Source organism: Pseudomonas sp. FW300-N2F2 (genome assembly GCF_017351655.1).
Classification (GTDB): Bacteria; Pseudomonadota; Gammaproteobacteria; order Pseudomonadales; family Pseudomonadaceae; genus Aquipseudomonas; species Aquipseudomonas fluorescens_AA.
In genome coordinates this window covers 3252546-3278751 of the sequence record NZ_JACNDQ010000001.1, presented here as the reverse complement: position 1 = coordinate 3278751, position 26206 = coordinate 3252546, and the positions used below count along the sequence as shown (strand labels likewise).

21 protein-coding genes and 1 pseudogene are annotated in these 26206 nt (G+C 61.0%); 10 read left to right on the top strand and 12 right to left on the bottom strand.

Translation table 11 applies throughout. From position 1 onward, the window contains the following. Positions 1–291 precede the first annotated feature (291 nt). Positions 292–1191: a lipid A hydroxylase LpxO gene (lpxO, locus tag J4E63_RS14120; protein ID WP_103308285.1), complete on the top strand. Its 900-nt coding sequence runs from the start codon at positions 292–294 to the stop codon at positions 1189–1191. 14 nt (positions 1192–1205) lie between these two features. Here lpxO and ligD read toward each other — a convergent pair whose 3' ends face one another. After that, positions 1206–3194 carry a DNA ligase D gene (gene ligD, locus J4E63_RS14115; RefSeq protein WP_207282368.1) on the bottom strand — a complete coding sequence of 663 codons (1989 nt, stop codon included), beginning with the start codon at positions 3192–3194 and terminating at the stop codon, positions 1206–1208. A 33-nt stretch (positions 3195–3227) separates the two neighbouring features. Next, positions 3228–4118: a Ku protein gene (locus tag J4E63_RS14110; protein WP_060742539.1), complete on the bottom strand. Its 891-nt coding sequence runs from the start codon at positions 4116–4118 to the stop codon at positions 3228–3230. A 196-nt stretch (positions 4119–4314) separates the two neighbouring features. Here J4E63_RS14110 and J4E63_RS14105 point away from each other — a divergent pair, with 196 nt between their 5' ends. The 4 genes and pseudogenes from J4E63_RS14105 (at position 4315) to J4E63_RS14090 (ending at position 7876) form a co-directional block, all read left to right on the top strand. Beyond that, a complete protein-coding gene (locus J4E63_RS14105; protein ID WP_207282367.1) occupies positions 4315–4656 on the top strand; it encodes a hypothetical protein in 342 nt (113 codons plus the stop codon). A 47-nt stretch (positions 4657–4703) separates the two neighbouring features. Next, complete coding sequence (locus J4E63_RS14100) at positions 4704–5852, top strand: PQQ-dependent sugar dehydrogenase (protein WP_207282366.1); 1149 nt, start codon at positions 4704–4706, stop codon at positions 5850–5852. A 345-nt stretch (positions 5853–6197) separates the two neighbouring features. After that, positions 6198–7202, top strand: a pseudogene (ilvA, locus tag J4E63_RS14095) (threonine ammonia-lyase, biosynthetic); the annotation flags it as partial. 392 nt (positions 7203–7594) lie between these two features. Further along, on the top strand, positions 7595–7876 hold the full coding sequence (locus J4E63_RS14090) for a DUF1652 domain-containing protein (RefSeq protein WP_060742536.1): 282 nt from the start codon (positions 7595–7597) through the stop codon (positions 7874–7876). 84 nt (positions 7877–7960) lie between these two features. Here the strand turns inward: J4E63_RS14090 and J4E63_RS14085 are convergent, their stop codons facing one another. The 10 genes from J4E63_RS14085 to J4E63_RS14040 form a co-directional block, all read right to left on the bottom strand. Then, complete coding sequence (locus J4E63_RS14085; protein ID WP_207282365.1) at positions 7961–8899, bottom strand: carbohydrate kinase; 939 nt, start codon at positions 8897–8899, stop codon at positions 7961–7963. Between the two features lie 12 nt (positions 8900–8911). Next, entirely contained in the window at positions 8912–10399 is a 1488-nt protein-coding gene (gene xylB / locus J4E63_RS14080; protein WP_207282364.1) for a xylulokinase, read from the bottom strand. Positions 10400–10500: 101 nt separating this feature from the next. After that, positions 10501–11982, bottom strand: a complete 1482-nt coding sequence (locus J4E63_RS14075) for a mannitol dehydrogenase family protein (RefSeq protein WP_207282363.1) — start codon at positions 11980–11982, stop codon at positions 10501–10503. Between the two features lie 15 nt (positions 11983–11997). Continuing rightward, complete coding sequence (locus J4E63_RS14070) at positions 11998–13101, bottom strand: ABC transporter ATP-binding protein (protein WP_060742532.1); 1104 nt, start codon at positions 13099–13101, stop codon at positions 11998–12000. A gap of 39 nt (positions 13102–13140) precedes the next feature. Next, a complete protein-coding gene (locus J4E63_RS14065) occupies positions 13141–13971 on the bottom strand; it encodes a carbohydrate ABC transporter permease (RefSeq protein ID WP_060742531.1) in 831 nt (276 codons plus the stop codon). Between the two features lie 10 nt (positions 13972–13981). Then, a complete protein-coding gene (locus J4E63_RS14060; protein WP_053184628.1) occupies positions 13982–14917 on the bottom strand; it encodes a carbohydrate ABC transporter permease in 936 nt (311 codons plus the stop codon). Positions 14918–14981: 64 nt separating this feature from the next. Beyond that, positions 14982–16292 (bottom strand): sugar ABC transporter substrate-binding protein, encoded by a 1311-nt coding sequence (locus J4E63_RS14055; protein WP_060742530.1) that lies wholly within the window; start codon positions 16290–16292, stop codon positions 14982–14984. Between the two features lie 345 nt (positions 16293–16637). Next, positions 16638–17543, bottom strand: a complete 906-nt coding sequence (locus tag J4E63_RS14050) for an AraC family transcriptional regulator (protein WP_207282362.1) — start codon at positions 17541–17543, stop codon at positions 16638–16640. Positions 17544–17613: 70 nt separating this feature from the next. Beyond that, complete coding sequence (locus tag J4E63_RS14045; RefSeq protein ID WP_207282361.1) at positions 17614–18906, bottom strand: glycosyltransferase; 1293 nt, start codon at positions 18904–18906, stop codon at positions 17614–17616. 77 nt (positions 18907–18983) lie between these two features. Further along, positions 18984–19364, bottom strand: a complete 381-nt coding sequence (locus J4E63_RS14040; RefSeq protein ID WP_207282360.1) for a response regulator — start codon at positions 19362–19364, stop codon at positions 18984–18986. A gap of 251 nt (positions 19365–19615) precedes the next feature. Here J4E63_RS14040 and J4E63_RS14035 point away from each other — a divergent pair, with 251 nt between their 5' ends. Genes J4E63_RS14035 through J4E63_RS14015 form a run of 5 tightly spaced genes read left to right on the top strand, consistent with a single transcriptional unit; the run spans position 19616 to position 26153 of the window. Next, a complete protein-coding gene (locus J4E63_RS14035) occupies positions 19616–23098 on the top strand; it encodes a response regulator (protein ID WP_207282359.1) in 3483 nt (1160 codons plus the stop codon). After that, entirely contained in the window at positions 23098–23913 is an 816-nt protein-coding gene (locus J4E63_RS14030) for a protein-glutamate O-methyltransferase CheR (RefSeq protein ID WP_092200821.1), read from the top strand. The genes J4E63_RS14035 and J4E63_RS14030 overlap by 1 nt, the downstream gene beginning before the upstream one ends. After that, positions 23910–24497, top strand: a complete 588-nt coding sequence (locus J4E63_RS14025) for a chemotaxis protein CheB (protein ID WP_207282358.1) — start codon at positions 23910–23912, stop codon at positions 24495–24497. Before J4E63_RS14030 ends, J4E63_RS14025 begins: the two co-directional genes overlap by 4 nt. A 5-nt stretch (positions 24498–24502) precedes the next feature. Continuing rightward, positions 24503–25783 carry a hybrid sensor histidine kinase/response regulator gene (locus tag J4E63_RS14020; protein ID WP_207282357.1) on the top strand — a complete coding sequence of 427 codons (1281 nt, stop codon included), beginning with the start codon at positions 24503–24505 and terminating at the stop codon, positions 25781–25783. Beyond that, on the top strand, positions 25776–26153 hold the full coding sequence (locus J4E63_RS14015) for a response regulator (protein WP_060742522.1): 378 nt from the start codon (positions 25776–25778) through the stop codon (positions 26151–26153). Before J4E63_RS14020 ends, J4E63_RS14015 begins: the two co-directional genes overlap by 8 nt. The last annotated feature ends 53 nt before the right edge of the window (positions 26154–26206 follow it).

Below are 26206 nucleotides of genomic sequence, written 5' to 3'. Positions count from 1 at the left end.
CATCCGGCATAAGAGGACAGCAGCATACGGAGCGCCTGGCCCGGGTAGACGTACGCCGAAGCCGCGGTTTGCGGTATCGGCCAAAGGGGGCGCGTGATAATTGGCGGCGATTGTACTGATCTGGCCGCATAAACGATAGGGGATTGCCCGGGCAAGACAGTTTTTCACAACTTTGGGATAACTTTTGCTTACAACCTGTGGCTAAAATGCCATCTCACCCGATGCCATCTCCTTTGCCGCTTGGCTGGCCTGGAGACGCAACCTGTTCACTCCTGCATGTGACGGACTTTCGTGAAACTCATCATTGTCGCGATCTACCTCCTCTCCATTGGCTACGTTCACCTGCGCGGACGCGTGCGGCATAAGATCGGGCGCCAGTTGAGCGATCATTCGTCTTTTCTTGCGCCGATCAATTGCCTGCTTTACCTGTGCTCGAAACTGCCGAACAAGCCTTTCCTGAGCCCGGCGCAATTCCCCGACCTGAGCCCGTTGCAGGCCCATTGGGAAGAGATCCGGGCCGAAGGCCAGAGCCTGCTGCGCGCCGGGGAGATCAAGCGTTCCAATCAGTATGACGACGTGGGCTTCAATTCATTCTTCAAGACCGGCTGGAAGCGTTTCTACCTGAAATGGTACGGCGACAGCCATCCCTCGGCCATGAAGTTGTGCCCTCGCACCACGGAACTGGTGCAAAGCATCGGTTCGATCAAGGCGGCGATGTTTGCCGAGTTGCCGCCGGGGTCGAAGCTGGTCCGCCACCGCGACCCTTACGCCGGGTCCTATCGGTATCACCTGGGCCTGGAAACGCCCAACGATGCCGGCTGCTACATCAATGTCGATGGCGAGCCTTATCATTGGCGTGATGGCGAAGCGGTGATTTTCGACGAAACGTTCATCCATTACGCCGAGAACACCACCGCCCATAACCGCATCATCCTGTTCTGCGACGTGGAACGGCCGATGAGGTTTCGCTGGGCCACCGCCTTCAACCGCTGGTTCAGCCGTACCGTGATGGCGGCGGCCGGTGCGCCCAACGACGCGGGCGACAGGACGGGCGGCCTGAACCGGGCGTTCTCCAGGCTCTACAAGATCCGGTTGCAAGGCAAGGCCCTGAAGAAGCGCAATCGCACGCTGTATTACCTGCAGAAGTGGGCTTTTTTCGGTGGTTTGCTGGCGATCTTCGTCTGGATTTGAACCCTGGATTGTCCTCATGCCTCGGGTTTTTGCGCATCCAGTTGCTCCCACATCCTGGCGGTAATCCGCTGGCGGTGGTTGTAGCCCTCCCAAGGATCGGCGCCCAAGCTTCTGGCCCGTTCCAGCGCGGTATGCATGTCCCACTGCTGGGCGTTGCGCAGGGTCGACAGCTCGGCCCGGGCAATCGGCACCGAGACCGGCAGGCCTGGCCTGGCACGTACCGAATAGGCGGCTACGGTGCTGGCTCCACGGGCGTTGCGCAGGTAATCGACGAAGATTTTCCCGACGCGGTTCTTCGGTCCCATGGTGGCGGTGATGCGCTCGGGCATTTGCCGGGTCAGGAACTGAGAGATGGCTTTGGCGAACGCCTTGGTGGTGTCCCAGCCTTCGTTTCTCGCCAATGGCACGATCACATGCATGCCTTTGCCACCGCTGGTCTTGAGGAAGGCCTGCAAGCCCAGCTCGTCGAGTACCGCCAAGGTCACGCGGGTCGCCTCGATCATGGCGCTCCAGGGCAGTGATGGGTCCGGGTCCAAGTCCAGGACAAACAGGTCAGGCGTCTCGATTCGGTCGTGGGTCGCGGCCCAAGTGTGCAGTTCCACCGTGCCCATCTGCGCCGCGCCGACCAGCGCGTGGATATCATCGATCTCCATCAGGGCTGCATGGCCCGGGTCCAGTTGCGGATCCAGCTGCTTGATGTGGGGAATCTCCAGGCGATCGGCGTGTTTTTGAAAGAACAGTTCTTCGCCGATACCGTCCGGTGCCCGCAGCAGCGCGACCGGGCGCAACTTGAGGTGCGGCAGGATCCAAGGGGCGATATCCAGGTAATACTGCGCCAGCTCGGCCTTTTGCACGCCGCTGACACTGTCGATGACCCGCTCGGGGTGGGTGATCGTCACCCCGTCGACTTTGGCGGTGCTGGCTTTTTTACGACGCTGAGGGGGGGGCGGGGAGGGTTTTATCGGCAGCGGCTGCTCCCGAACCACTTTGTTGGCGGGCGTATGGAGCGGCAAACCGAGGAAAATGGCCTGCCGCACCTGGTTGTCGCGGGTCCACTCGGTGAATTCGATTTCACAAGTCAGGGTCGGCTCGACCCATTGCACGCCGCGTCCCTGCGTACCGTTGAGCGGCTCAGCCAGGGGCGAGGTCTCGCGCTGCTGGGTACACAGTTGCTCATGCAATTGCTTGATTTGTACCTGGCTGAACCCTGTGCCGACCCGGCCGGCATACACCAGCCCCGTTGCTCCGTTGACGGCCAGCAGCAGCGCGCCGAAACCGCTGCGCTTGCCTTGGGGGCGGGTGAATCCGACGATGACGAAGGCTTGGCGCAACCGGCACTTGAGCTTTACCCAGTCGGCGCTTCGGCGGGACATATAAGGGCTGCCCAGGCGCTTGCCGACCACGCTGTCCAGTGAGAGGGCGATGGCGCTTTCGAACATGTCGTGCTGGCTGGCGGAAAACCACTCGGAAAAGCGCAGGCGCTTGCTGGCGTTGTTGCCGAGGGCTTTTTTCAGCGCCGCACGGCGTTCTTCCACTGGGGCCTGGCGCAGGTCGACGCCATTGAGAAAGGGCGCGTCGAACAGGAAATACACCATGTCAACGGTGCGGCTGATTTCGAAGGCCTCGCGCAGGGCGGCGAAATCGCTGTGGCCCGTTTCATCGAGCAGGACCAGTTCGCCGTCCAGCCAACTGTCCCCCAGGTCCAACCCGGCCAGGGCGTCGGCATGCAGCTTCAGCCGATCGGTCCAGTCCTGGTGATTGCGGTTGTACAGCCGCACTTCACCGTGTTCGATGCGGGTCAGCAGGCGATAACCGTGGAACTGGACTTCGTAGCGCCATTCACCGGTGGGCGGCTCCTCCACGGGCGTGGCCAATTGCGGCGACAGGCGCTCGGGCAGGCCGGTGCCCGGGGCTGTCTTGCCCCCTCGGCCAGGGTTGCGGGGCGTCGTTGCGTCCGACTCGGCATTGGACAAACGAGCAGATTCACTCTCGGCGTTGGCCATGACAGATTCCCTTGTATTGCACGCGCCAGGGTTTTAGCCCCGGGAGGCCTTGGTGGCTTTTTTGGCAGGAGCGGATTTACCGGTTTTCGCAGATTTTGCCGGGGGCTTCCCGGCGGATTTGTCGCTGGCCTTGCCCTTGCCGCCCAGGCTGCGCTTGAGCAACTCGGTCAAGTCGATGACATCGGCGGTCTTGCGTTGTTCTTCGCCCGGATCGGTCTCCACGGCTTCGAGGCGGCCTTCGTTGGCCTTTTTCTCCACCAGTTCCATGATCTTGTCTGCAAAACTGTCCCGGTATTCTTGCGGCTCCCAGTCAGCGCTCATGTCCTCCACAAGGCGCTTGGCCATTTCCAGCTCGCCCTTGGCCAGGGTCGGGTTCGTGACCTCGTCGCCCAGTTCCAGGACATCCAGCTCGCGCACCTCCGCGGGCCAGCGCAGCATCACCAGCACCAGGGCCGACTCAAGGGGCATGAGGGCGGCCAGGTGCTGGCGGGTATGCAGCACGACGTAGGCCAGGGCCACCTTGTTGGTCTTGACCAGGGTTTCGCGCAACAGGGCGTAGACTTTGCCGCCCCGTTTGTCGGGGGCGAGAAAGTAGGGCGTGTCGATGTTTTGCAGGGGGATCTTCTCGCTGCCGACAAAAGAAAAGATATCGATGGTCTGGGTGGACTTGGGGTGGGCGGAGCGGATTTCCTCTTCGCTGAGCAGCACGTACTGGCCTTTCTGGTACTGCACGCCCTTGACAATGTTTTCCTTGGTCACTTCCTTGCCCGTCGCCTTGTTGACCCGCTTGTAGCCCACCGGGTCCATGCTGCGTTTGTCCAGCCAGTCAAAATCCACCCCCTGTGAAGAGGTGGCCGACACCAGCGCGACGGGGATGTGGACCAGCCCGAAACTGATTGCGCCTTTCCAGATTGCCCGAGCCATGGTGGTGTTTTCCTTGCCGGTGGATGTCTCTCTGGTGACCTTCGCGCCTCGGGGAAAGTTTCCGCTGTGGGGGCGAGCCTGCTCCCACCTGCGTTCTGAGACGCTTCGTTACATCTTCACCGGGATATTTCGCTTAACAAGGGCGAACCTGCGGCGTAGCGTGCTTTCGATATGCCTGAACCCAAGAGGTGTCCCAATGAACAGGCTGATGCTCGTCATCATGACGCTATTACTGACTGCCGCTGCCCAGGCCGCCGCGCCCAGCGCAGGCCCAACGGTCCTGGCCCAGAACCTGCCGGGCAACAACAATCCCTATAACAGCCCGACGCGCCGGGCCAATCCCAACAGCATGCAGGGCACCCGGCCCAATGTGCCGACGATTCATAACAATCCGACAGTGCCGGTGCCACGGCCACCGACCCTGGAAAATGGCGGCATCGGCAATGGCTACCCCCGTTCCGGCCAGCCGTCGGGTTCGCCGCGACCGACCATCGAGTCTCCTGCGCCGCCGCGCAACAGCCAGAATGGCAACCGCTAGGCGCTGGCGCCCATTGTTCTCTTTCAACACCGCAGAAGGAAATGTGCATGTTGCGTAAAACACTCCTGGCCGCATTCTGCGCCAGCGCTGTCCTGACCCTCGCCACCCCGGCCAGTGCCGCGCCAACCCAGTCATTCAAGAGCGAGGAGGGCACGCTGGAAGTGACCACCGTGGTCAAGGGGCTGGAGCACCCTTGGTCCGTTGCGTTCCTGCCGGGCCAACAGGGCATGCTGGTGACGGAGCGAGGGGGCAACCTGCGCGTGGTCAGCCCCGACGGCCAATTGTCCGCCCCCTTGAACGGCGTGCCCGAAGTGTGGGCCAAGGGTCAGGGCGGCCTGCTGGACGTGGTGCTGTCGCCGGACTTCAAGCAGGATCGCACCGTCTACCTGTCCTATGCCGAGGCGGGCGCAGACGGCAAGGCTGGCACCGCCGTGGGACGCGGGCAACTGGCTGAAGACCTCAAGAGCCTGAAGAACTTCGACGTGGTCTTCCGCCAGCAACCCAAACTGTCCACGGGCAACCACTTCGGCTCGCGACTGGTCTTCGACCGCGACGGCTATCTGTTCATTACCCTGGGGGAAAACAACGACCGGCCCACCGCCCAGGACCTGGATAAACTGCAAGGCAAGGTCGTGCGCATCTACCCCGACGGCAAGGTGCCCGACGATAACCCTTTCGTCGGCCAGAAAGGCGTGCGTCCCGAGATCTGGTCCTACGGCATGCGTAACCCCCAGGGCGCTGCCCTCAATCCTTGGAGTGGCACCCTGTGGGAGAACGAACACGGGCCCCGGGGCGGCGATGAATTGAACATCATCGAGCGCGGCAAGAACTACGGCTGGCCACTGGCGACCCACGGCATCAACTACTCCGGCGCCCCGATTCCCGAGGCCCAGGGCAAGACCGTCGAAGGTGCCCTTGACCCTCACCACGTCTGGCAGGTCTCACCGGGGCTCAGCGGCATGGCGTTCTACGACCAGGGCCGCTTCAAGGCCTGGCAACACAATGTGTTCATCGGCGCCTTGGTGCCGGGGGAACTGATCCGCTTGCAATTGCAAGGCGACAAGGTCGTCCATGAAGAGCGCCTGTTGGGTGAGCTCAAGGCGCGAATCCGGGATGTCCGCCAGGGCCCGGATGGGTATCTCTATGTGTTGACGGATGAGGACGACGGAGCGCTGTACAAAGTCGGCCTCAAATAATTGAAGAAAACTGTGGGAGCGAGCTTGCTCGCGATAGCGGTGCGGCAGTCAACGCTAATGTTGGCTGACCCATAGCAATCGCGAGCAAGCTCGCTCCCACAGGTAATGATGTTGTTCACTTAATGTCATTGCGGCGAATATCGGCTGGCATTTGATATTGCCCATTGACTTGCCGCCAACGCACCGCTAATTTCCAGGCATGAACTCAACCGTATTGCGCAGCCAGCCAAGCATTATTACCGCCATTCCTTATTTGGCGGGCTAGCTGACGGCTGCACCGAACCCGCCCTCGAGGCGGGTTTTTTCTTTCTGTCTCCTGGGCTCCGAGCGAACCAGGAGATCGCCATGACCATGACCGCTGCCCACACCGAGCAAACCCTGCTTGAACACTATGTAAAGAAAATCCTCGCCGCGCCGGTCTACGAATTGGCCGTGCGCACGCCACTGCAAGCGGCGCCCGCGCTGTCCGAGGCCTTGGGTAACCGGATCCTGCTCAAGCGCGAAGACTTGCAACCGACTTTTTCCTTCAAGATCCGTGGTGCCTACAACAAGCTCGTGCACCTGACCCCGGAACAGCGGGCCCGGGGCGTCATCACCGCGTCAGCTGGCAATCACGCCCAGGGCGTCGCGCTGGCGGCACAGGAGCTGGGTATTTCGGCCCGCATCGTCATGCCCGTGACCACCCCGCAACTGAAAGTGCTGGGCGTGCGCAACCGCGGCGCCGAGGCGCTGCTGTATGGCGACAGTTTTCCGTTTGCCTTGGCCCATGCGCTGGAATTGGCCGAGCAGACCGGGCGGGAGTTCGTCTCGCCATTCGACGACCCGGACGTGATTGCCGGGCAAGGCACCGTCGCCATGGAAATCCTGCGCCAGCATCCCGGCCGGCTGGACGCGATTTTCGTTCCGGTCGGAGGCGGGGGGCTGATCGCCGGGATCGCGGCCTACGTCAAGTACCTGCGCCCGGAAGTTCGCATCATTGGCGTCGAGTCGCAGCACTCTGCCTGTCTCCAGGCTGCGCTGATCGCCGGGGAGCGGGTGACCTTGCCCGAGGTGGGAACCTTCGCCGACGGCGTGGCCGTGGCGCAGATCGGCGCCCATGGCCTGGAGATCTGCCGTTTCTGTGTCGATGAGGTGGTGACCGTGACCAACGATCAACTGTGTGCCGCGATCAAGGACATCTATGACGACACCCGTTCCATCACCGAACCGTCAGGGGCCTTGGCGGTGGCGGGCATCAAGCAATACGTGGCGCGCACGGGCGCGCGAGGCGAGACCTTGGTAGCGATCGATTCGGGTGCCAACATCAATTTCGACAGTTTGGGGCATGTGGCGGAGCGGGCGGCGGTGGGAGCTCTTTGAGTTTTTTACGCTACGTCACACTTTTTTTATACCAGGCGACGGATGCCCATTTTCTCCTTCGAAATAGGGGCTAATCTAGGTTGCGAACAGGATAAAAGTGATTGCAGTTTGCATGGAAAAAACCACCTTTCCTTGCACTTTGCACGAGCCCTCTGGCGCGGGAAGAAGCTAAGCGCTTGATTCATATCAATCCGGAAGGTCGTCAATACAGGCATATTTTTTGCGGGATGGTTCAGGAGTTCGCTTGAGCGAACTCGTTAACTGAAAACGCCAAGAAAGAACGAACGGCACGGTATCCAGAGTCCCAGTCCGCAGGGAAGAAAACGGACGAAAGTACCGCCGTCGTGAACATAAATTGGCCGCCTCAACAGGAGAGAGTCGCCATGTTTTTATCTGCCCTCGAAATGCGAAACATCATTGAAAGCAGCTTGCTGCCCAAGCGCTCGCAATGCACGTTGTCACCTGAGCTGACGATGACGATCAAGATCTTCGATGACCACAGGACCGACCATGTGGCCTTGCTCAAAACGAACATCGATGCCAGGAAACTCACCGGGTGCCGAGCCATCAACGACCTGATTGCCGAGTTGCGTACGGAGCTTGACCACAACCCCGCCGCAGGCAATCACTTTCATCAGCAACACCATCGAATGACCGGGCGCTGATACGGCCTTGTCATTTTTCCTCTGACGCTCGGGTCCGGTGATGTCCGAACCCGGCGTCCAGCTTTTCAGTTGTAACGCGCAAATTCAGGCCAGTTGCTGCCGATAGGGCAGGTCCGGCCCGGTTTTGCCGCACGTCAGTGCTGCGGCGCGAATGGCGAACTCAAGCATGGCGCTGACCTGCTCGCGGGTCAGTGTCTGCAGGCCCTCGATCGAATCCAATTGTTGTTCAGTCAGCCAGGCAATCAGCGCGGCCTGGAAGGTGTCGCCTGCACCCACGGTGTCGGCGATCTTCACCGGGCATGCTGGCAGCGACCATGTGCCGTGCTGGCGACTGAAGACCGTCGCCCCCTGGCCGCCACGGGTCAGGAAGACCACTTGGCAACGGTGCTTCAGCCAACCTTCGATGACCGCCTGGGGCTCGATCCCTGGGTAGAGCAGGCCCAGGTCCTCGTCACTGACCTTGATCAGGTCGGCATATTGCACCAGTGTCGCGATCCGCGAACGCCACAGTTCTATATCCGGCTGCGGGTTGAGCCGTACGTTCGGGTCGAGGCTGATCAGGCGCCGGCCGCTTTCCCGTTGCACCAGGGCCAGGAGCGTGTCGGCAACGGGCTGGACCACCAGCGAGAACGAGCCGACATGCAAGCCACGCACTTCAGGGCCCAGCTCCGGTAGATGATCCAGGCTCGGTTGCCGGTCGGCACATCCCTCGCCGCGAAAGCTGTAGTGGGGCGAACCATTGGCGCCTACGGCGACCATCGCCAGGGTGGTCGGCGCGTCGAAGTCCAGCAGGTATCGGGTGCTGACACCTTCGTTGAGCAGCACCTGCTGCAAGCGACGGCCCAGGTAGTCGGTGGACAATCCGCTAAACAGCGCCGATTCAATACCCAGGCGGCGCAACCCCACCGCCACGTTGAATGGCGAGCCACCGGCAATCGCCTTGTAGTTCACCTGCGAGGCCGGGCCATCCGCCTCGGTTTCACTGAAAAAATCAAACAGCGCTTCACCACACACCAGATACATAGTTGCCCGCTCTCAAAGGGTTGCGACGTGTTGTCGATAACGTTCATAGGCCTGCTGGGACGCCGTGACATGGGCGGCGACTGGCCGGGTTTCGCTGGCCGGGTCGAGCTTGACGCAGCGCTCGCACAGTTCGGCGAGGCTGTCTTGCGCGCCTGAATGGCACCACGCCGCCTGGATCGCCGCACCCAACGCTGCTGCTTCGCTTTGTTCAGTGCAAATGACTGTGGTGTCCATGATGTCGGCGACGATCTGTCGCCACACCGGGCTCTTCGAGCCGCCGCCGATCAGGCGAATGCTCTGGGCCTTGAGCCCGTTGGCCCGCAACAGGTCCAAGCCATAGCGCAAACCGAAGGTCGTGCCTTCGACCACGGCGCGGCACAGGTTGGCCCGGGTCAGGTTGGTGGTGGTCAGGCCCAGCAGGGTTCCGGTGGCATGGGGCAGGGCAGGCACCCGCTCGCCATTGAGGAACGGCAGCATGCAGACCCCCTCGGCGCCAATCGGGGCCTGGACGACCAGGGCGTTGAAGGCGTCGATGTCCAGGTCCAGCAGCTCGCGAATCGCCCCGGTGGCGTTGGTCAGGTTCATGGTGCAGATCAATGGCAGCCAGCCACCGCTGGAGGAGCAGAACGTCGCCATTGACGGTTGCGGACTGACCGCAGGTTCGGCGGCATAGGCATAGACCGTGCCGGAGGAACCGAGACTCATGGTGATCACGCCGGGCTGGATGTTGCCGGTGCCGATGGCGCCCATCATGTTGTCGCCGCCACCGCTGGCCACCACCGCGTCGGGGTTGATGCCCAGGTGCGCGGCAATGGCCGGCAGGATGCGTCCGACGGGCTGATGGGCCTCGATCAACTCCGGCAGCGCCGCTTGCAAGCGTGCGCTGGGGTCGATGTGTTGCAACAATTGCACGTCCCATTGGCGGGCGCGCACGTTGAAATAGCCGGTCCCCGAGGCATCGCCATATTCGCTGCAATGGCGGCCGGTGAGCCAGTAGTTGAGGAAGTCGTGGGGCAGCAGGACGCTGGCGATGCGTTCGAATACCTGGGGATGCTGTTCCCGCGTCCAGAGCAGTTTGGAGACCGTGTAGCCGGGCGCAATCACCACGCCGAGGCGTTCGAGGCTGCCGTCTTCACCGCCCAGGTACGCCAGGAGCCGATCGTTTTCCGGCGTCGTCTCGGTGTCGCACCACAGCTTGGCCGGGCGCAAGACCTGGCCCTGGTCGTCAAGCAGCACCAAACCGTGCTGCTGGCCGGACACGCCGATGCCGAGGATCGCCTGGCCATCGACCCCGGCGGCGGCCAAGGCCTGATGCGTCGCCTGGGTGAATGCGTCGAGCCATTGCTGGGTGTCTTGTTCACGACGACCGTTGGCCCCGCTGATCATGCTGTGGGCGGCGGCGCCTTGGCCGAGTACCTGGCCGCTGATCGTATCCAGGATCAGCGCCTTGGTGCCTTGGGTGCCGCAGTCGATGCCCAGGAACAGTTGTTGGTTTGCCATAGAAATCCTTGGTCGTCAGATCAATATCCGCAGGGAATAACCGCTCGGTCAGCAAACACCCGTGGCGAGGGAGCAAGCTCCCTCGCCACAAAAGCGGACCGTTAGTCTGCGTCAGCCAATACCCGCTCAAGTGTTCGTGTTACCCCGTGCTCGCGCAAGCTGTTACAGCACCATTCGAATGCTGCCACGAACTCCGGCGAGCGGGGGATCGCGGTGCCAAAGATTTCTTCGACTTCCAACATCCGCTGGGTTACCAGCGCATCGTCAGCCACCAATGCCTGGCAGAACGCCGCCCGCGGGTCCGGGATCGAATACGTGGCGCCGTTCTCGTCCACGCCCTTCAGGTACACGGCCCAGGCCGCCACGACCAGTGCCGCACGGCGGGTTTCGCCGCCGTCGGCAATCAAACGGTTGATGGTCGGGACGGTGAATTTTGGAAACTTCGACGAGCCGTCCGAACAGACCCGCTCCAACTGGTCGGCAATCGCCTGGTTGGAAAAGCGTTCCACCAGGGTGTTCTTGTAGTCGGTCAGGTCGATGCCCGGTACAGGTGCCAGTTGCGGTGTCACGTCCAGGTCCATGTAGGCGCGTATGTAACGCACGAACAACGGGTCGTTCATGGTTTCGTGGACGAAGCGATAACCCTTGAGAAAGCCCAGGTAGGTCAACGCCAGGTGGCTGCCGTTGAGCAACTTGATTTTCATCTCCTCATAAGGAGAAACGTCATCGGTGAACTGTACGCCGACCTTTTCCCAGGCCGGGCGACCGTTGACGAATTTGTCTTCCAGCACCCATTGCACGAACGGTTCGCAGACCACCGGCCAAGCGTCGTCGATGCCATGTTCGTCATGCAGTTGCAGGCGATGGGTCACGCTGGTCATGGGCGTGATGCGATCGACCATGGCGTTGGGGAAGCTGACGTTGCGGTCGATCCACTGCCCCAGCTCCGCGTCGCGCAACGCGGCGAAGGTCAGCAACGCCTTGCGGGTCACGGCGCCGTTGTGGGGCAGGTTATCGCAAGACATCAACGTGAACGCCGGGATACCAGCGGCGCGACGCTTGGCCAGGGCGGCGCAGAGGAAGCCGAAGACGGTTTTCGGTGCCTCGGGATGGCTCAGGTCGTGCTGGATCTGCGGCAGGTGGGCCATGAATTCGCCATTGCTGTCGTCGATGCAATAGCCACCTTCGGTAATGGTCAGCGAAACGATGCGGATCTGCGGATCGGCCAGCTTGTCGATCAGCGCCTGGGCGCCGTCTTCGGCCAGCAACATGTCATTGATCGCGCCAATCACCCGGACTTCGGTGTCATCGGTGTCGCCCAGTTCGTACAGGGTGAACAGGTAATCCTGGCTGGCCAAGTCATCCCGGGCACGGCGATCCTCGGCCCGCAGGCCCACGCCGCAGATGGCCCAGTCCAGGTCGACACCGGTGTTCATCAGCGCATCGGTGTAGTAGGCCTGGTGAGCCCTATGGAAACCGCCGACGCCGATATGGGCGATGCCCTGGCGGATGTCGCCCAACGGGTAGGCGGGCAGGGCTACGTCAGGGTTGAGGTTGTGCAGGTTTTGTCGGTTGAGTTTCATCGCAAGTCTCGGTAATCAGGCGGCGGCGCGCAGCGCGCGGCTTACCGCTACGCCCTCGGCATCGAATAAGTGGCAGTGTTCGGCGTCCAGGTGCAGGTTCAGTTGCTCGCCGAAACGGCTCGCCAGGTCGCCGCGAACTCGCATGGTCAAAGCTTCACCGGACGTCGTGACGACATGGCAGAAGGTGTCGCTGCCCAGCCGCTCGCTGACGTCGGCGGTGACTTGCAATGTGCAATCGCCCGGTTGCGCCAGGTTCAGGTGTTCCGGACGAATCCCCAGGGTCACCGCGCCGCCGACGCTCAGGTTGGCACCGCTGCGCGGCAGGTTGATGCGCGTGCCGGCGTCCAGCAGCACCTCGCAGCCCTGGCTGTCCAGGGCGGTGACCTTGCCTTTGAGGAAGCCCATTTTCGGTGTGCCGAGGAACCCGGCGACAAACAGGTTGGCCGGCTGGTGATACAGCTCCAGCGGCGAGCCGACCTGTTCGATGCGCCCGCCATTGAGCACCACCACCTTGTCGGCCAGGGTCATGGCTTCGACCTGGTCGTGAGTCACGTAGATCATGGTCGCCTGCAGTTCCTTGTGCAGGCGTGCCAGTTCCAGGCGCATCTGCACTCGCAGGGCGGCGTCGAGGTTGGACAGCGGTTCGTCGAACAGGAAGATTTTCGGGTTGCGCACGATGGCCCGACCGATCGCCACGCGCTGGCGCTGGCCGCCGGACAGTTGCTTGGGCTTGCGCTCGAGCATCGGGCCCAGCTCAAGGATGCGCGCCGCTTCGTTGACCTTCTTCTCGACTTCGGCCTTGGGTACACCGGCCAGGTCGAGGGCGAAGGACATGTTCTTGCGCACGCTCATGTGCGGATACAAGGCGTAGGTCTGGAACACCATGGCCAGGTCGCGCTTGGCCGGGCTGACTTCAGTAATGTCCCGGCCATCCAGTTCGATGGTGCCGTCGCTGACCTCTTCCAGACCAGCGATCAGCCGCAACAGTGTGGATTTGCCACAGCCCGACGGGCCGACGAAGACCACGAACTCGCGGTCGTTCACCTCAAGGTCGATGCCCTTGATGATGGAGAAGCCTTCGAAACCCTTTTGCAAATTCTTGATTTTCAGGTTGGCCATGATGATGGGCCTCCACTTCTGATAATGGTGTAGGGCGCGTTACTTCACCGCGCCGAAGGACAAACCGCGCACCAGCTGTTTCTGGCTGATCCAGCCAAAGATCAGGATCGGCGCGCAGGCCAGGGTCGAGACGGCCGACAATTTGGCCCAGAACAAACCTTCCGGGCTGGAGTAGGAAGCGATCAGCGCCGTCAGGGGCGCGGCCTTGGAGGAGGTGAGGTTCAGCGACCAGAACGCCTCGTTCCAGCACAGGATCAGCGACAGCAGCACGGTGGACGCCAGGCCGCCCTTGGCAATCGGCAGCAGCACACGGACCATTTCCTGCCAGAGCGTGGCGCCATCTAGGCGCGCGGCCTCGAGGATGTCGCGAGGAATGTCCTTGAAGTAGGTGTAAATCATCCAGACCACGATGGGCAGGTTGATCAGCGTGTAGATGATGATCAGCGCGATACGCGTGTCCAGCAGGCCAAATTGCTTGGCCAGCAGGTAGATCGGCATCAGCACGCCCACCGGTGGCAGCATTTTGGTGGAGAGCATCCACAACAACGTGCCTTTGGTGCGCTGGGTTTCATAGAACGCCATGGAATAGGCTGCCGGTACCGCGATCAGCAGGCAAAGGGCGGTGGCGCTGAAGGAAATCACCACGGAGTTCCAGGCGAAGCTGAAGTAATTGCTGCGCTCGTTGATGTGCAGGTAGTTTTCCAGGGTCGGCGTGAAGATGAACTGCGGCGGCGTGGCGAACGCATCGATTTCGGTCTTGAAGCTGGTCAGCACCATCCAGAAGATCGGAAAGAAGATCAGGATCGCGATGGCCCAGGCCAGCGTGCCCAGCAGCAGGCTTTGCAGGCGACGGGATTGTTGAAGAGTCATGGCGACGGCCTCAATGCTTGTCGGTGAGGTTTTTACCGATCATCCGGACGAGGATGATGGCGGCGATGTTGGCAATGACCACGGCAATCAGGCCACCGGCCGAAGCCATGCCGACGTCGAACTGCACCAGCGCCTGGTTGTAGATCAGGTAGGCAAGGTTGGTGGAGGCATAGCCGGGGCCACCGTTGGTGGTGGTGAAGATCTCGGCGAACACCGACAGCAGGAAGATGGTTTCGATCATCAGCACCACGGCAATCGGGCGGGCCAGGTGCGGCAGGGTCAGGTGCCAGAAGATCGCGATCGGGCCGGCACCGTCCAGGCGGGCGGCTTCTTTCTGTTCCTGGTCCAGTGACTGCATGGCGGTCATCAGGATCAGAATCGCAAAGGGCAGCCATTGCCAGCTCACGATGATGATGATCGACAGCAACGGGTAATGGGCCAGCCAGTCCACCGGCTGGGCGCCGAACAGTTTCCACACCGAGGCGAGGATGCCCGAGACCGGGTGGAAGATCAGGTTCTTCCAGATCAGCGCACCGACGGTGGGCATGATGAAGAACGGCGAGATCAGCAGCACGCGGACGATGCCGCGACCGAAAAACTCACTGGCCTCCAGCAGCGCGCTGATCAATACCCCGAGGACGATACTGATCAACAGCACGCTGCCCACCAGCAACAAAGTATTGGTGGCGCCGGGCATGAAACCCGAGTCGGTCAGGAAATAGGTGAAGTTCTCCAGCCCGACGAATTCGTTTTCGCCGGGGTAGAGCAGGTTGTAGCGGATCATCGAGAAGTAGACGGTCATGCCCAGCGGCACGATCATCCACAGCAGCAACAAGGCCACCGAAGGGCTGACCAGGAACCAGCCGGGGTTGGCCAGGCGGATTTTGCGCGCCGGCGGCGGGGCAATCTCGATGGGGGCTTTGGCGGTTGTAGTTGAGCTATTCATGGCATTGAACCGATTTTTGCGGGCCTATGAAGATCCACTGTGGGAGCGGGCCTCAATGAGCTGACTACTTGGGATACCCAGCGCGTTTCATCTCGCGTTCGGTGGTGGACTGCGCGGCGGTCAACGCCTGGTCCACGGTCTGCTGGCCGGTCAGCGCCCCCGAAAAGAACTTGCCCACCTGGGTGCCGATGGCCTGGAATTCGGGAATGGTCACCAACTGGATGCCGATGTAGGGCACAGGCTTGAGGGTTGGCGCTTTCGGATCGGCGACTTTCAACGATTCCAGGGTCACCTTGGCAAACGGCGCGGCCTTCATGTACTCGTCGCTGTAGGTCGAGGTGCGGGTGCCTGGCGGTACGTTGGCAATGCCGTCGGTCTTGGCGACCAATTGGCTGTACTCCTTGGACGTCGCCCAAGTGGTAAAGACCGTGGCGGCTTCCTTGGCTTTGGAACTGGTCGGGATGGCCAGTGACCAGGAGTACATCCACGAGGTGCCTTTGTCGGTTTTTTCGTGGGGGGCGAAGGTGAATCCAACGTGATCGGACACCTTGCTCTGGGTCTTGTCGGTGACGAACGAGCCGGCGACGCTGGCATCCACCCAGATTGCGCATTTGCCGCTGTTGAACAGCGCCAGGTTTTCGTTGAAACCGTTGCTGGAGGCGCCCGGCGGGCCGGATTTCTTCATGTTGTCGACATAGAAGTTGAGTGCGTCTTTCCACTCGGGGCCATTGAATTGCGGCTGCCACTTCTCATCGAACCAGCGCGCGCCATAACCGTTGGCCAGGGTGGTGATGAGCGCCATGTTCTCGCCCCAACCGGCCTTGCCCCGCAGGCACAGGCCATATTGCTCCTTGGATTTGTCGGTGAGTTTTTCCGCGAACTCACCGATCTGGGTCCAGGTCGGGTGTTCGGGCATGGTCAGCCCGGCGTTCTTGAACAGGTCCGTGCGGTAATAGGTGATCGAGCTTTCGGCGTAGAACGGCAGGGCGTACAGCGAGCCTTTGACCGACAAACCATCGCGCACGGAAGGGAAGACGTCGTCCAGGTCGTAGGAGGCCGGCAAATCCTTCATCGGCTCCAGCCAGCCCTTGGCGCCCCAGAGTGCTGCTTCGTACATGCCAATGGTCAGCACGTCGAACTGCCCGCCTTGGGTGGCGATGTCGGTGGTCAGGCGCTGGCGCAGGACGTTTTCTTCGAGCACCACCCAGTTCAGCTTGATGTCCGGGTGCTCGGCCTCGAAGGTTTTCGAGAGCTTTTGCATGCGGATCATGTCGCTGTTGTTGACGGTGGCAATGGTCAGGGTCTGTGCGCCGAAGCTGACGCTACTGAGGGTCATGCAGGTGGAGACAAGCAGAGCTTTTACCGAAGGTTTCATCGCGCACTCCTTTTCCGCGCCCGAAAGCTGCGGAAGGACAGTTATTGTTTTTGTGTCTTCCGGATGAAGGGAAGAATGTGCGCTGATTACAGCCTTCAATGGACGGTGTGACAAATCATCCGTCGCACTTGTACTGATACTTTTTTGCACTGGAGGGATTAATGCCTGCCACTTCAGGCCGAACAAAGGACCCGTGGCGAGGGAGCTTGCTCCCGCTGGGGCGCGCAGCGGCCCTCAACAATTCCCCTGACAACTCGGTGCGAAAGGCTGATCCAGGGGGCTGCTTCGCAGCCCAGCGGGAGCAAGCTCCCTCGCCACAGGGGATCTCTGTCGGGGCGAAAAGTCTCAGCCCTGGTTCTGCTCGGTCAACCGCTGCACCGCCAGCCGCCGGTAGTGGGAAGGCGTCATGCCCTTGAGCTGCTGGAAACGCCGGTTGAAATTGGAGATGTTGTTGAAGCCGGATTCAAAACACACGTCCGTCACCGGTTTGTCGCCGTCGGCCAGCAATTCGCAGGATTTGCTGATGCGCAGGCGATTGACGAATTCGATGAAGCAGCGGCCAGTGGCCTGTTTGAACACCCGGCTGAAGTAGGTGGGTTTCATGCCCAGGTGTTCGGCGACTTCTTCCAGGGGCAGCTCCTGGGCGTAATGGGCAAAGATGTAGTCCACCGCGCGGTTGGTGCGGTCGATGCTGTGTTCGTCCGCCGTTTGCGGGGCGGTCGCGCCGGACAGCAGTTGGTAGTCATCCGTGGCGGCCAGCAGCTCCATCAGGATGAAAAAGTGCCCCAGGCGGCTCATGCCCTGGGAATCGGCGATGCGCTGCATCAGGCTCATGGCCTGGCGGATGGTGCGCTTGCAACGGAACTCGATGCCGTATTGGGCGCGTTCGAGCAGCGGTGCGACCGTCTTGAGTTCGGCGAATACCTGGTGGCCGCTTTCGAACAACTCGTCGGTGAAGTTCACCAACATGTCGCGCTTGGGCACCACTTCGTCCTCGGCCACCTGGCTGATCCAGTTGTGGGGCAGGTTGGGCCCGGTGAGAAACAGCGACTGGGGGTAGAAGTTGCCAATGTAGTCGCCAATGAACACCTTGCCGGAACTGGCAACGATCAAGTGCAGCTCGTATTCCTTGTGGAAATGCCAGCGCACCAGCGGGCAGGGAAAACCGTGCTGGCGGTAGATGATGGACAGCCCGTTATGGTCGTCCATCAGCTCATAGGAGGGGTCGGTGACTCTGGCTGTTCGGGTCATGGGCCTGGCACTTTTATTGTTATCGCCACTGGATAATGCCCCCTTCGCCAGGCAGGTGCCACCTTGGCGTCTAACCGTTGCGGTTTTTTTCTTCGATCCACTGGGACATGTATTGGGTGCTTTTGTGCTGGTGGTGACGCAGCATACTGCCGGTAAAATTGTCCCGGCGTCGTTGTGCCAGGTCTGCCCGGCAAGCGTTGATGCTGTCGATCAGCGCCGGTCCATGCACCTGTTGCCGGTAGCGGCTCGCCAGCAGCGCCAGGCCGGCGTGCTGGGCCTGGGTCCAGCGCGCCTGGTCGCTATACAACTGCACCGCCGCGCTGGCGATGCCTTCGGCACTCCGGGCAATCGACCCGGGCCAGGGCATGTCGCCGTGCATGGCTTCGGCTCCCACGGGCGTGGTGACGTTGGGGGTACCGCAGAGCATGGCGTCGATCAGCTTGCCCTTGATCCCGGCGCCGAAACGCAACGGCGCCAGGCAGATGCGTGCTGCCGACATGACCTGCAAGGCGTCCTCGGCCCAGTTCATGATGTGAAAGCCCTGGGCCGGATTGTGCAATGCAGCGGCCTTGGGCGGGGTATAGGCGCCGTACAGGTGCAATTGTGCGCCGGGCAATTGCTGGCGGATCAGCGGCCAGATGGCGTTTTTCATCCAGAGCACGGCGTCCCAGTTCGGCGCATGGCGAAAGTTGCCGATACTCAGGAAATGCGCCCGGTCCTCGAACGGTACCGACGGTTCACTGGGCAGGTCCAGCATCAACGGGCACCAGTGCAGCAGGTTGCGAGGCAGCTTGAAGTGTTCCACCAACAGTTCGATTTCAACCTCGGACACCATCAGGTTGAGGTCGCAGCGGTACAGGGCGGCGATTTCCCGCTTGGCCAGGTCGGTGTCGGCCATCCTTTGGAATTCCTCGCCCAGGGCCGGGGCGAAGAGGTCGCTGAAGTCCTCGCTCGCCTCATCGCGCTTCAGGCGCTCTTTCAGGCGTTGATGCCGGGCGTGACGCAGGCTTTGCAGATCGGAGGTCTCCAGCACCCGCAGGGCACCGGGGCAGTGCTTTTCGACGCGCCAGCCGAACTGTTCTTCCATCATGAACTGGTCGAACAGCACGATGTCCGGCGCAAGTGTCTGGATGAACGCGTCGAAGCTGCTGCTATTGAGTTCGATGGGCACTTCGCGGATACCCAACGCGACCAGGTCGGCGCGCTGTTCGCCCGGGCCGGCCGGGCTGCTGAAGGTGATGTCCCAGCCTTGGCCGAGGAAGGTGTCGAGGATCTGCATGACGTGCCCACTGGCAGCCGATGAGCGCGGCTCGGGCCAGACATAGCCGATAACCAGGACTTTGGTGGCAGTGGGGTGATGCATGAGCAGGGGGTTCCTCGGAGCGAATCAGGCGCCATCGGCGCGCGGGGCGCCGATAGTGACCAAGAATGCGATCCGGCTCAAGCAAGAATGCGTTTGACCTTGTCCCGCAATTGATCGATGGAGAAGGGTTTGCCGATCACCGACATGCCTTCAGGCACATCGATACTTTCGGCATATCCGCTGGCAAACAGCACCGGCAGCTGTGGCCGCTCGAGTCGAGCCTGCTTGGCCAATTCGCGTCCGTCCATTACCGGCAGGCCGACGTCGGTCATCATCAGGGCGATGTCCTGTTGGTGGTCGCGCAAAAACCTCAGCGCCTGCTCACAACCGTCCGCCTCCAGCACCTGGTATTCCAGTTCTTCCAGCACGTCGACGATCAACATCCGCACAATGTCATCGTCTTCGACTACCAGGATGGTGGGCTGGGTGGCGGCAGGGGTGGTGGGCATAGTCGACATTCTCGAAAGATGGGAGCGGGAGGGGCACGGAAAAAAATGGCCTCATTCATGAGTAAGTGCCAAGGCGGCACAAGTTCCCTGGGTTGTACAAGAAAGGATCTATAGTACAAGAGCTGACAAGGATAGTCGCTTCCCTGCTATAAGACGGATTGTCGTGGGATTCGCCTCCTTGACTTGTCAGAAAATGTGGATCCAAGCGCGGTTTTTCGGGCAAACTCCACCGATTTCAACTGTCCACCAAGGCCCTCTCCATGATTCCTTCGTCTTCGGTCGACGAGCAAAGCTTTCGCAAACTCCTGAGCCGCAATATCAGCCTGCCGTTGGGCATGGGCGCCCTCAGCGCGGTGTTTTTCATCATCCTTATCACGTACCTGCTGTCGGTAATCCAGTGGGTCGGCCATACCGACAGGGTGATCAATAACGCCAACGAAGCGTTCAAGCTGAGCGTGGACCTGGAAACCGGCATGCGCGGCTACTTGTTGAGTGGTGACGAGCACTTCCTCGACCCCTATGAAGTGGCCAAGCCACGGATTGCCGTGGCGTTGGACACATTGCTGGAATTGACAGCCGATAACCCCGTCCAGACCGACCGCCTGCACAAGATCCAAGCACTCCAGACGGAGTGGGCCAATTACGCCCAAAGCATGATCGACCTGCAACGTAGCAGCGGCGATTACCGGGGCGCGGTGAAGGCCGGGCGCGGCAAGCGCCTGACTGACGAAATTCGCCAGTCCTTCGAAGAAGTCGTCGAGACCGAGCAACAATTGCGCGCGGCCCGCAACCAGGATGTGCGCACCACGACTGTCTGGAGCATTGCCCTTTACCTGTTGTTTGTCGCAGCGGTCAGCGGGCTGCTGGCCTACGTCGGTCGCCGGGATCTGTTGAGCCTGTCCGAAAGCTACAGCGCCAGCCTGAAAGTCCAGCAACGCAGCGCTTTGCACCTGGAGAAGCAGGCCTGGCTGCGTAACGGCCAGACGCAACTGGCCGAGCAGGTCCTGGGGCAACTGTCGCTGAACCTGTTGGGCCGCAACATCCTGCAGTTCTGTGCGAAATACCTGGGCGTCGCTGTCGCTGCGCTTTATGCGCGGGAAGAAAATGGTGTCCTCAGGCGCGTCGCCACCTACGGGCTGTCCCGGGAGGATGAAGAACAACAGCAGGTGATCGTCGCCGGCGAAGGCATCGCTGGCCAGGCCGTGCAGCAGGGGCGTCTTATCCGTCTGGACGACGTACCGAACGATTATCTGAAAGTCAGCTCCGGGCTGGGGCAAGGCCTGCCCAACAGCGTGCTGGTGGTGCCCACCAGTGACGATGACCGGATCAACGGTGTCATCGAACTGGGTTTCCTGCGGCCATTGACCGAGCGTGACGTCGAGCTGCTGGAGCTGATCGCCGGCAATATCGGCACCTCCATTGAAGCCGCCCGTTATCGCCAGCGCCTGCAGGAAGTCCTGGCCGAAACCCAGCAGTTGAACGAAGAGCTGCAAGTCCAGCAGGAAGAGCTCAAGACCGCCAACGAAGAGTTGGAAGAACAGTCGCGCATCCTCAAGGAGTCCCAGGCCCACCTGGAAGCCCAGCAACAGGAACTGGAGCAGACCAACGAGCAATTGGCCGAGCAGCGCGACGCCATGGACCAGAAGAACAGCGAATTGAACCTGGCCCAGATCCAATTGCAGGAGCGCGCCGAAGAGCTGCAGCGCTCGAGCAAGTACAAGTCCGAGTTCCTGGCCAATATGTCCCATGAGTTGCGCACGCCGCTCAACAGCTCGCTGATCCTGTCCAAGCTGTTGGCGGAAAACCCGCAGCACAACCTCAGCGAGGAGCAGGTCAAGTTTGCCGAGTCGATCTACTCCGCCGGCAACGACCTGCTGAACCTGATCAACGACATTCTCGACATCTCCAAGGTCGAGGCCGGAAAGCTGGAAGTGCGTCCGGAAACCACCAGCGTGCAGCGGCTGGTGGAAGGGCTGCAGGATATGTTCAAGCCGTTGGCGGCGGACAAGGGCCTGAATTTCCAGGTCCAGGTGCTGCCCGATGCGCCGGCGATGCTCTACACCGACCGCCAGCGCCTGGAGCAGGTGATCAAGAACCTGCTGTCCAACGCCGTGAAATTCACCGAGCAAGGTTCCGTCAGCCTGTCCGTGGCCGGTCAGCCAGGCTCGGGCATCGCGTTCATGGTGCGGGACTCGGGGATCGGCATCGCCGTCGATCAACAGCAAAGTATTTTCGAAGCGTTCCGCCAGGCCGATGGCACCACCAACCGTCGCTACGGCGGCACCGGTCTGGGGTTGTCGATTTCCCGGGACCTGGCCATGTTGCTGGGCGGTTCGATTTCGGTCTCCAGCGAGCCGGGGCAGGGCAGTGTGTTTACGCTGGTATTGCCTGAGCGGTATGTCGAGCCCGGTGACACACCGATAGCGCCGATGACCTTCACCCCGACGGCCACCGCGCCGGCGCCTGTCGCGCCCAAAGCCGCAGCGGCGCCGCTGGTCGCCGAAGTGGACACGCCGATTGCCCGGTTCGCCGACGACCGCGACAAGGCACCGTTCGATACCCGGTGCATCCTGGTGATCGAAGACGAGCCCAAGTTCGCCCGGATTCTGTTCGACCTGGCCCACGAGCTGGGTTACCAGTGCCTGGTGGCCCACGGTGCCGACGAAGGTTTCGACCTGGCTTTGCAACTGGCTCCCGACGCGATCCTGCTGGACATGCGCCTGCCGGACCATTCCGGGCTGACGGTGTTGCAGCGGCTCAAGGAGCAGGCCGAAACCCGGCACATCCCGGTGCACGTGATTTCCGTCGAAGACCGTGTCGAAGCCGCCATGCACATGGGCGCCATCGGCTATGCCGTCAAGCCGACCACCCGTGAAGAACTCAAGGACGTGTTCGCCCGCCTGGAGGCCAAGCTGACCCAGAAGGTCAAGCGGGTGCTGCTGGTGGAGGACGATGATCTGCAGCGCGACAGTATTACCCGCCTGATCGGCGACGATGACATCGAGATCACCGCCGTTGGCTTGGCCCAGCAGGCCCTGGACCTGCTGCGGACCAATGTCTACGACTGCATGATCATCGACCTCAAGTTGCCGGACATGCTCGGCAATGACCTGCTCAAGCGCATGTCCAGCGAAGACATCTGTTCCTTCCCGCCGGTGATCGTCTACACCGGGCGCAACCTGACACGGGACGAAGAAGCCGAACTGCGCAAGTATTCACGCTCGATCATCATCAAGGGCGCCCGTTCGCCAGAGCGCTTGCTGGACGAGGTGACACTCTTTCTGCACAAAGTCGAATCCCGGTTGTCCCATGAACGACAGCGGATGCTCAAGACCGCCCGCAGCCGCGACAAGGTGTTCGAAGGCCGCAAGGTGCTATTGGTGGACGACGATGTGCGTAACATCTTTGCCCTGACCAGCGCCCTGGAGGCGAAGGGGGCGATCGTGGTCATTGGCCGTAATGGCTTGGAGGCGATCGATCGCCTGAATGAATTCGACGACATCGACCTGGTGCTGATGGATGTGATGATGCCGGAGATGGATGGTTTCGAAGCCACCACGCTGATCCGCAAGGATCCGCGCTGGCGCAAGCTGCCTATCATCGCCGTGACGGCCAAGGCCATGAAGGACGATCAGGAACGCTGCCTGGCGGCGGGTTCCAATGACTACCTGGCCAAGCCGATCGATCTGGATCGTCTGTTCTCGCTGATTCGCGTGTGGTTGCCGAATATGGAAAGAATTTAGTGGAACGTGACACTGATATTGAACTTCGTTTGTTGATCGAAGCGATTTACCTCAAGTACAGCTACGATTTTCGCGATTATTCCGGCGCCTCCATCAAGCGCCGGGTCCACCATGCGTTGAGCCAGTTCGAGTGCAAGACCATTTCGGCCTTGCAGGAGCGCGTGCTGCACGACCCGGGTGCATTCATGCAGTTGCTGCAACTGCTGACGATCCCCGTCAGCGAGATGTTTCGCGACCCCTCGCATTTCCTGGCGATCCGCGAGGAAGTCGTGCCGCTGCTCAGGACGTACCCTTCGATCAAGATCTGGATCGCCGGTTGCAGCACGGGAGAGGAGGTCTACTCCATGGCGATCCTGCTGCGAGAAGAAGGCCTGCTGGACCGCACATTGATCTACGCCACCGACATCAATCCGCGCTCGCTGGAAAAAGCCAAGCAGGGCATTTTCTCCCTGGAAAACGTGCGCACCTATACGCAGAACTACCAGAGCGCTGGAGGACGGCGATCGTTTGCCGATTATTACACCGCCGCCTACGATTATGCGATGTTCGATAAAAGCCTGTGCGAGAACGTGACCTTTGCCGATCACAGCCTGGCGACCGACAGTGTTTTTTCAGAAACTCAGTTAATTTCATGCCGCAACGTATTGATATATTTCAATAAAAAACTGCAAGATCGTGCGTTTGGGCTGTTCCATGAGTCCCTCTGTCACCGTGGTTTCCTGGTATTGGGCAGTAAGGAGACCTTGGATTTTTCGGCTTACGGTCATCGATTCGAGCCGTTGGTCAAACAGGAACGGATCTATCGCAAGTTATGAACCAGACGAAGGACAGATCCAACCCGCCCATCGAGGCCATTGTCGTCGGTGCATCGGCCGGCGGCGTCGAAGCGTTGCTCAGGGTATTCGGACACCTGCGCAAAGGTTTCGGCCTGCCCATCCTGGTGGTACTGCATTTGCCGAATGAGCGCGACAGCCAACTGGCCTCCGTGCTCGGCCATCGCCTGGCGGTGCCGGTGGAGGAAGCCCGGGACAAGCAGGACATCGCACCGGGTACCTTGTACGTCGCCACGCCCGGCTATCACTTGTCGGTCGAGGCCGACCATTGCCTGTCGTTGAGCCTGGAGGAACCCGTACACCATTCGCGACCGTCCATCGACGTGCTGTTCGAGTCGGCCGCCGATGTCTACGGCGAGAAGTTGCTGGCCGTGGTAATGACCGGTGCCAATGGCGATGGCGCCCGGGGCTTGGCGAAGGTCAGGGCGCTGGGCGGGATCACCGTGGTCCAGGACCCGGCTGAAGCCCAGGTCGCGACCATGCCCGAAGCGGCGCTGGCCTTGCATGAGCCCGACCATATCCTTACTTTGCAAGGCATCGGCCAATTGCTGGCCGGGCTGGAATGAACCACATGTCAAGAGATGTTCAAGCCAAACTGCTGATCGTCGACGATCTGCCTGAGAATCTGTTGGCCCTGGAAGCGCTGATCAGGGGGCCCGACCGCGAGATCTTCAAGGCCCTGTCGGCGGACGAAGCACTGTCCCTGCTGCTGCAACACGACTTTGCCCTGGCCATCATCGATGTGCAGATGCCCGATATGAACGGTTTCGGTCTGGCGGAGCTGATGCGCGGCACGGAGAAGACCCGCAGCATCCCGATCATTTTCGTCAGCGCCGCCGGTCGTGAGCGCAACTACGCCTTCACCGGTTATGAAAACGGCGCGGTGGACTTCCTGCACAAGCCGCTGGACACCCAGGCCGTCAAGAGCAAGGTCAATGTGTTCGTCGAGCTGTATCGCCAGCGCAAGGCCATGAAGGAGCAAGTCGTGGCCCTCGAGCAGAGCCAGCGGGAACAGGAGATCCTGTTGCAGCAACTGGAGGCCACCCGCGGCGAGCTGGAGCAAGCGGTGCGTATGCGTGACGACTTCATGTCCATTGTCGCCCACGAGGTGCGCACCCCCCTCAATGGCCTGATTCTCGAAACCCAACTGCGCAAGATGCACCTGGCCCGGGACAATGCCGCGGCCTTCAGCCTGGACAAGGTGCGGGCGATGGTCGAGCGCGACGAGCGCCAGATCAAGAGCCTGATCCGGCTGATCGAGGACATGCTGGATGTGTCGCGGATTCGTACCGGCAAGCTGTCGATCCGTCCGACCCGCTTCAATTTGACGGCACTGGTGGAAAACCTGCTGCGCAACTTCCAGCCGCAGTTTGCTATCGCCGAGTGCTCATTGACTTGCCTGGCCGAACCGGCGGTGGAGGGGCAGTGGGATGAGTTTCGCATCGAGCAAGTGGTGTCGAACCTGTTGACCAATGCGCTGCGCTACGGTGGCAAGAGCCCGATCGAAGTGCGCGTCTACAAGACGCCCGAGCATGCCTGCATCGAGGTCCGGGACCACGGCATCGGCATCAGCGAGGAAAACCAGAAACGTATCTTCCAGCAGTTCGAGCGCGTATCGTCCAAGGCGGCCGCTTCAGGCCTGGGGCTTGGGCTGTTCATTTCCGAGCAGATCGTCACGGCCCATGGCGGGACGATCACGGTCGACAGTCGTCTCCATGAAGGGGCGTTGTTTCGTGTTTGCCTGCCCTTGCAGAAAACTGTCTTGGACAAAACCGCCGAACAGACGCAACCTCTGAGAGACCCTAAGGTCGTATCAGCAGCTATTGATCGAACAAAGGCTTCTCATGAGTGAAGATGCGCAAGATGTTGTATTGATCGTCGAGGATGACCCGTCGATCCTGATGGTGCTGTCGGCCTACCTGTCGGGCGAGGGATACCGGGTGTTGCAGGCCGAAAACGGTGACCAGGCGTTCGAGATCCTGGCGAGCAAGCCGCATCTGGACATGATGATCACCGACTTCCGCCTGCCGGGCGGTATCTCCGGGGTGCAGATCGCCGAGCCTGCGGTCAAGTTGCGACCCGAACTGAAGGTCATCTTCATCAGTGGCTACGCGCAGGAAGTGCGGGACACCGATAGCCCCATTACCCGCAAGGCCCCGATCCTGGATAAGCCGTTCGACCTGGATGAGCTACAGCGCATCATGCAGTCGATGTTGTCGTAGGTAGGTGAGGGGGGCATATCCCGTCAGATCAGGCGCCCCAATGCCTGCCCATC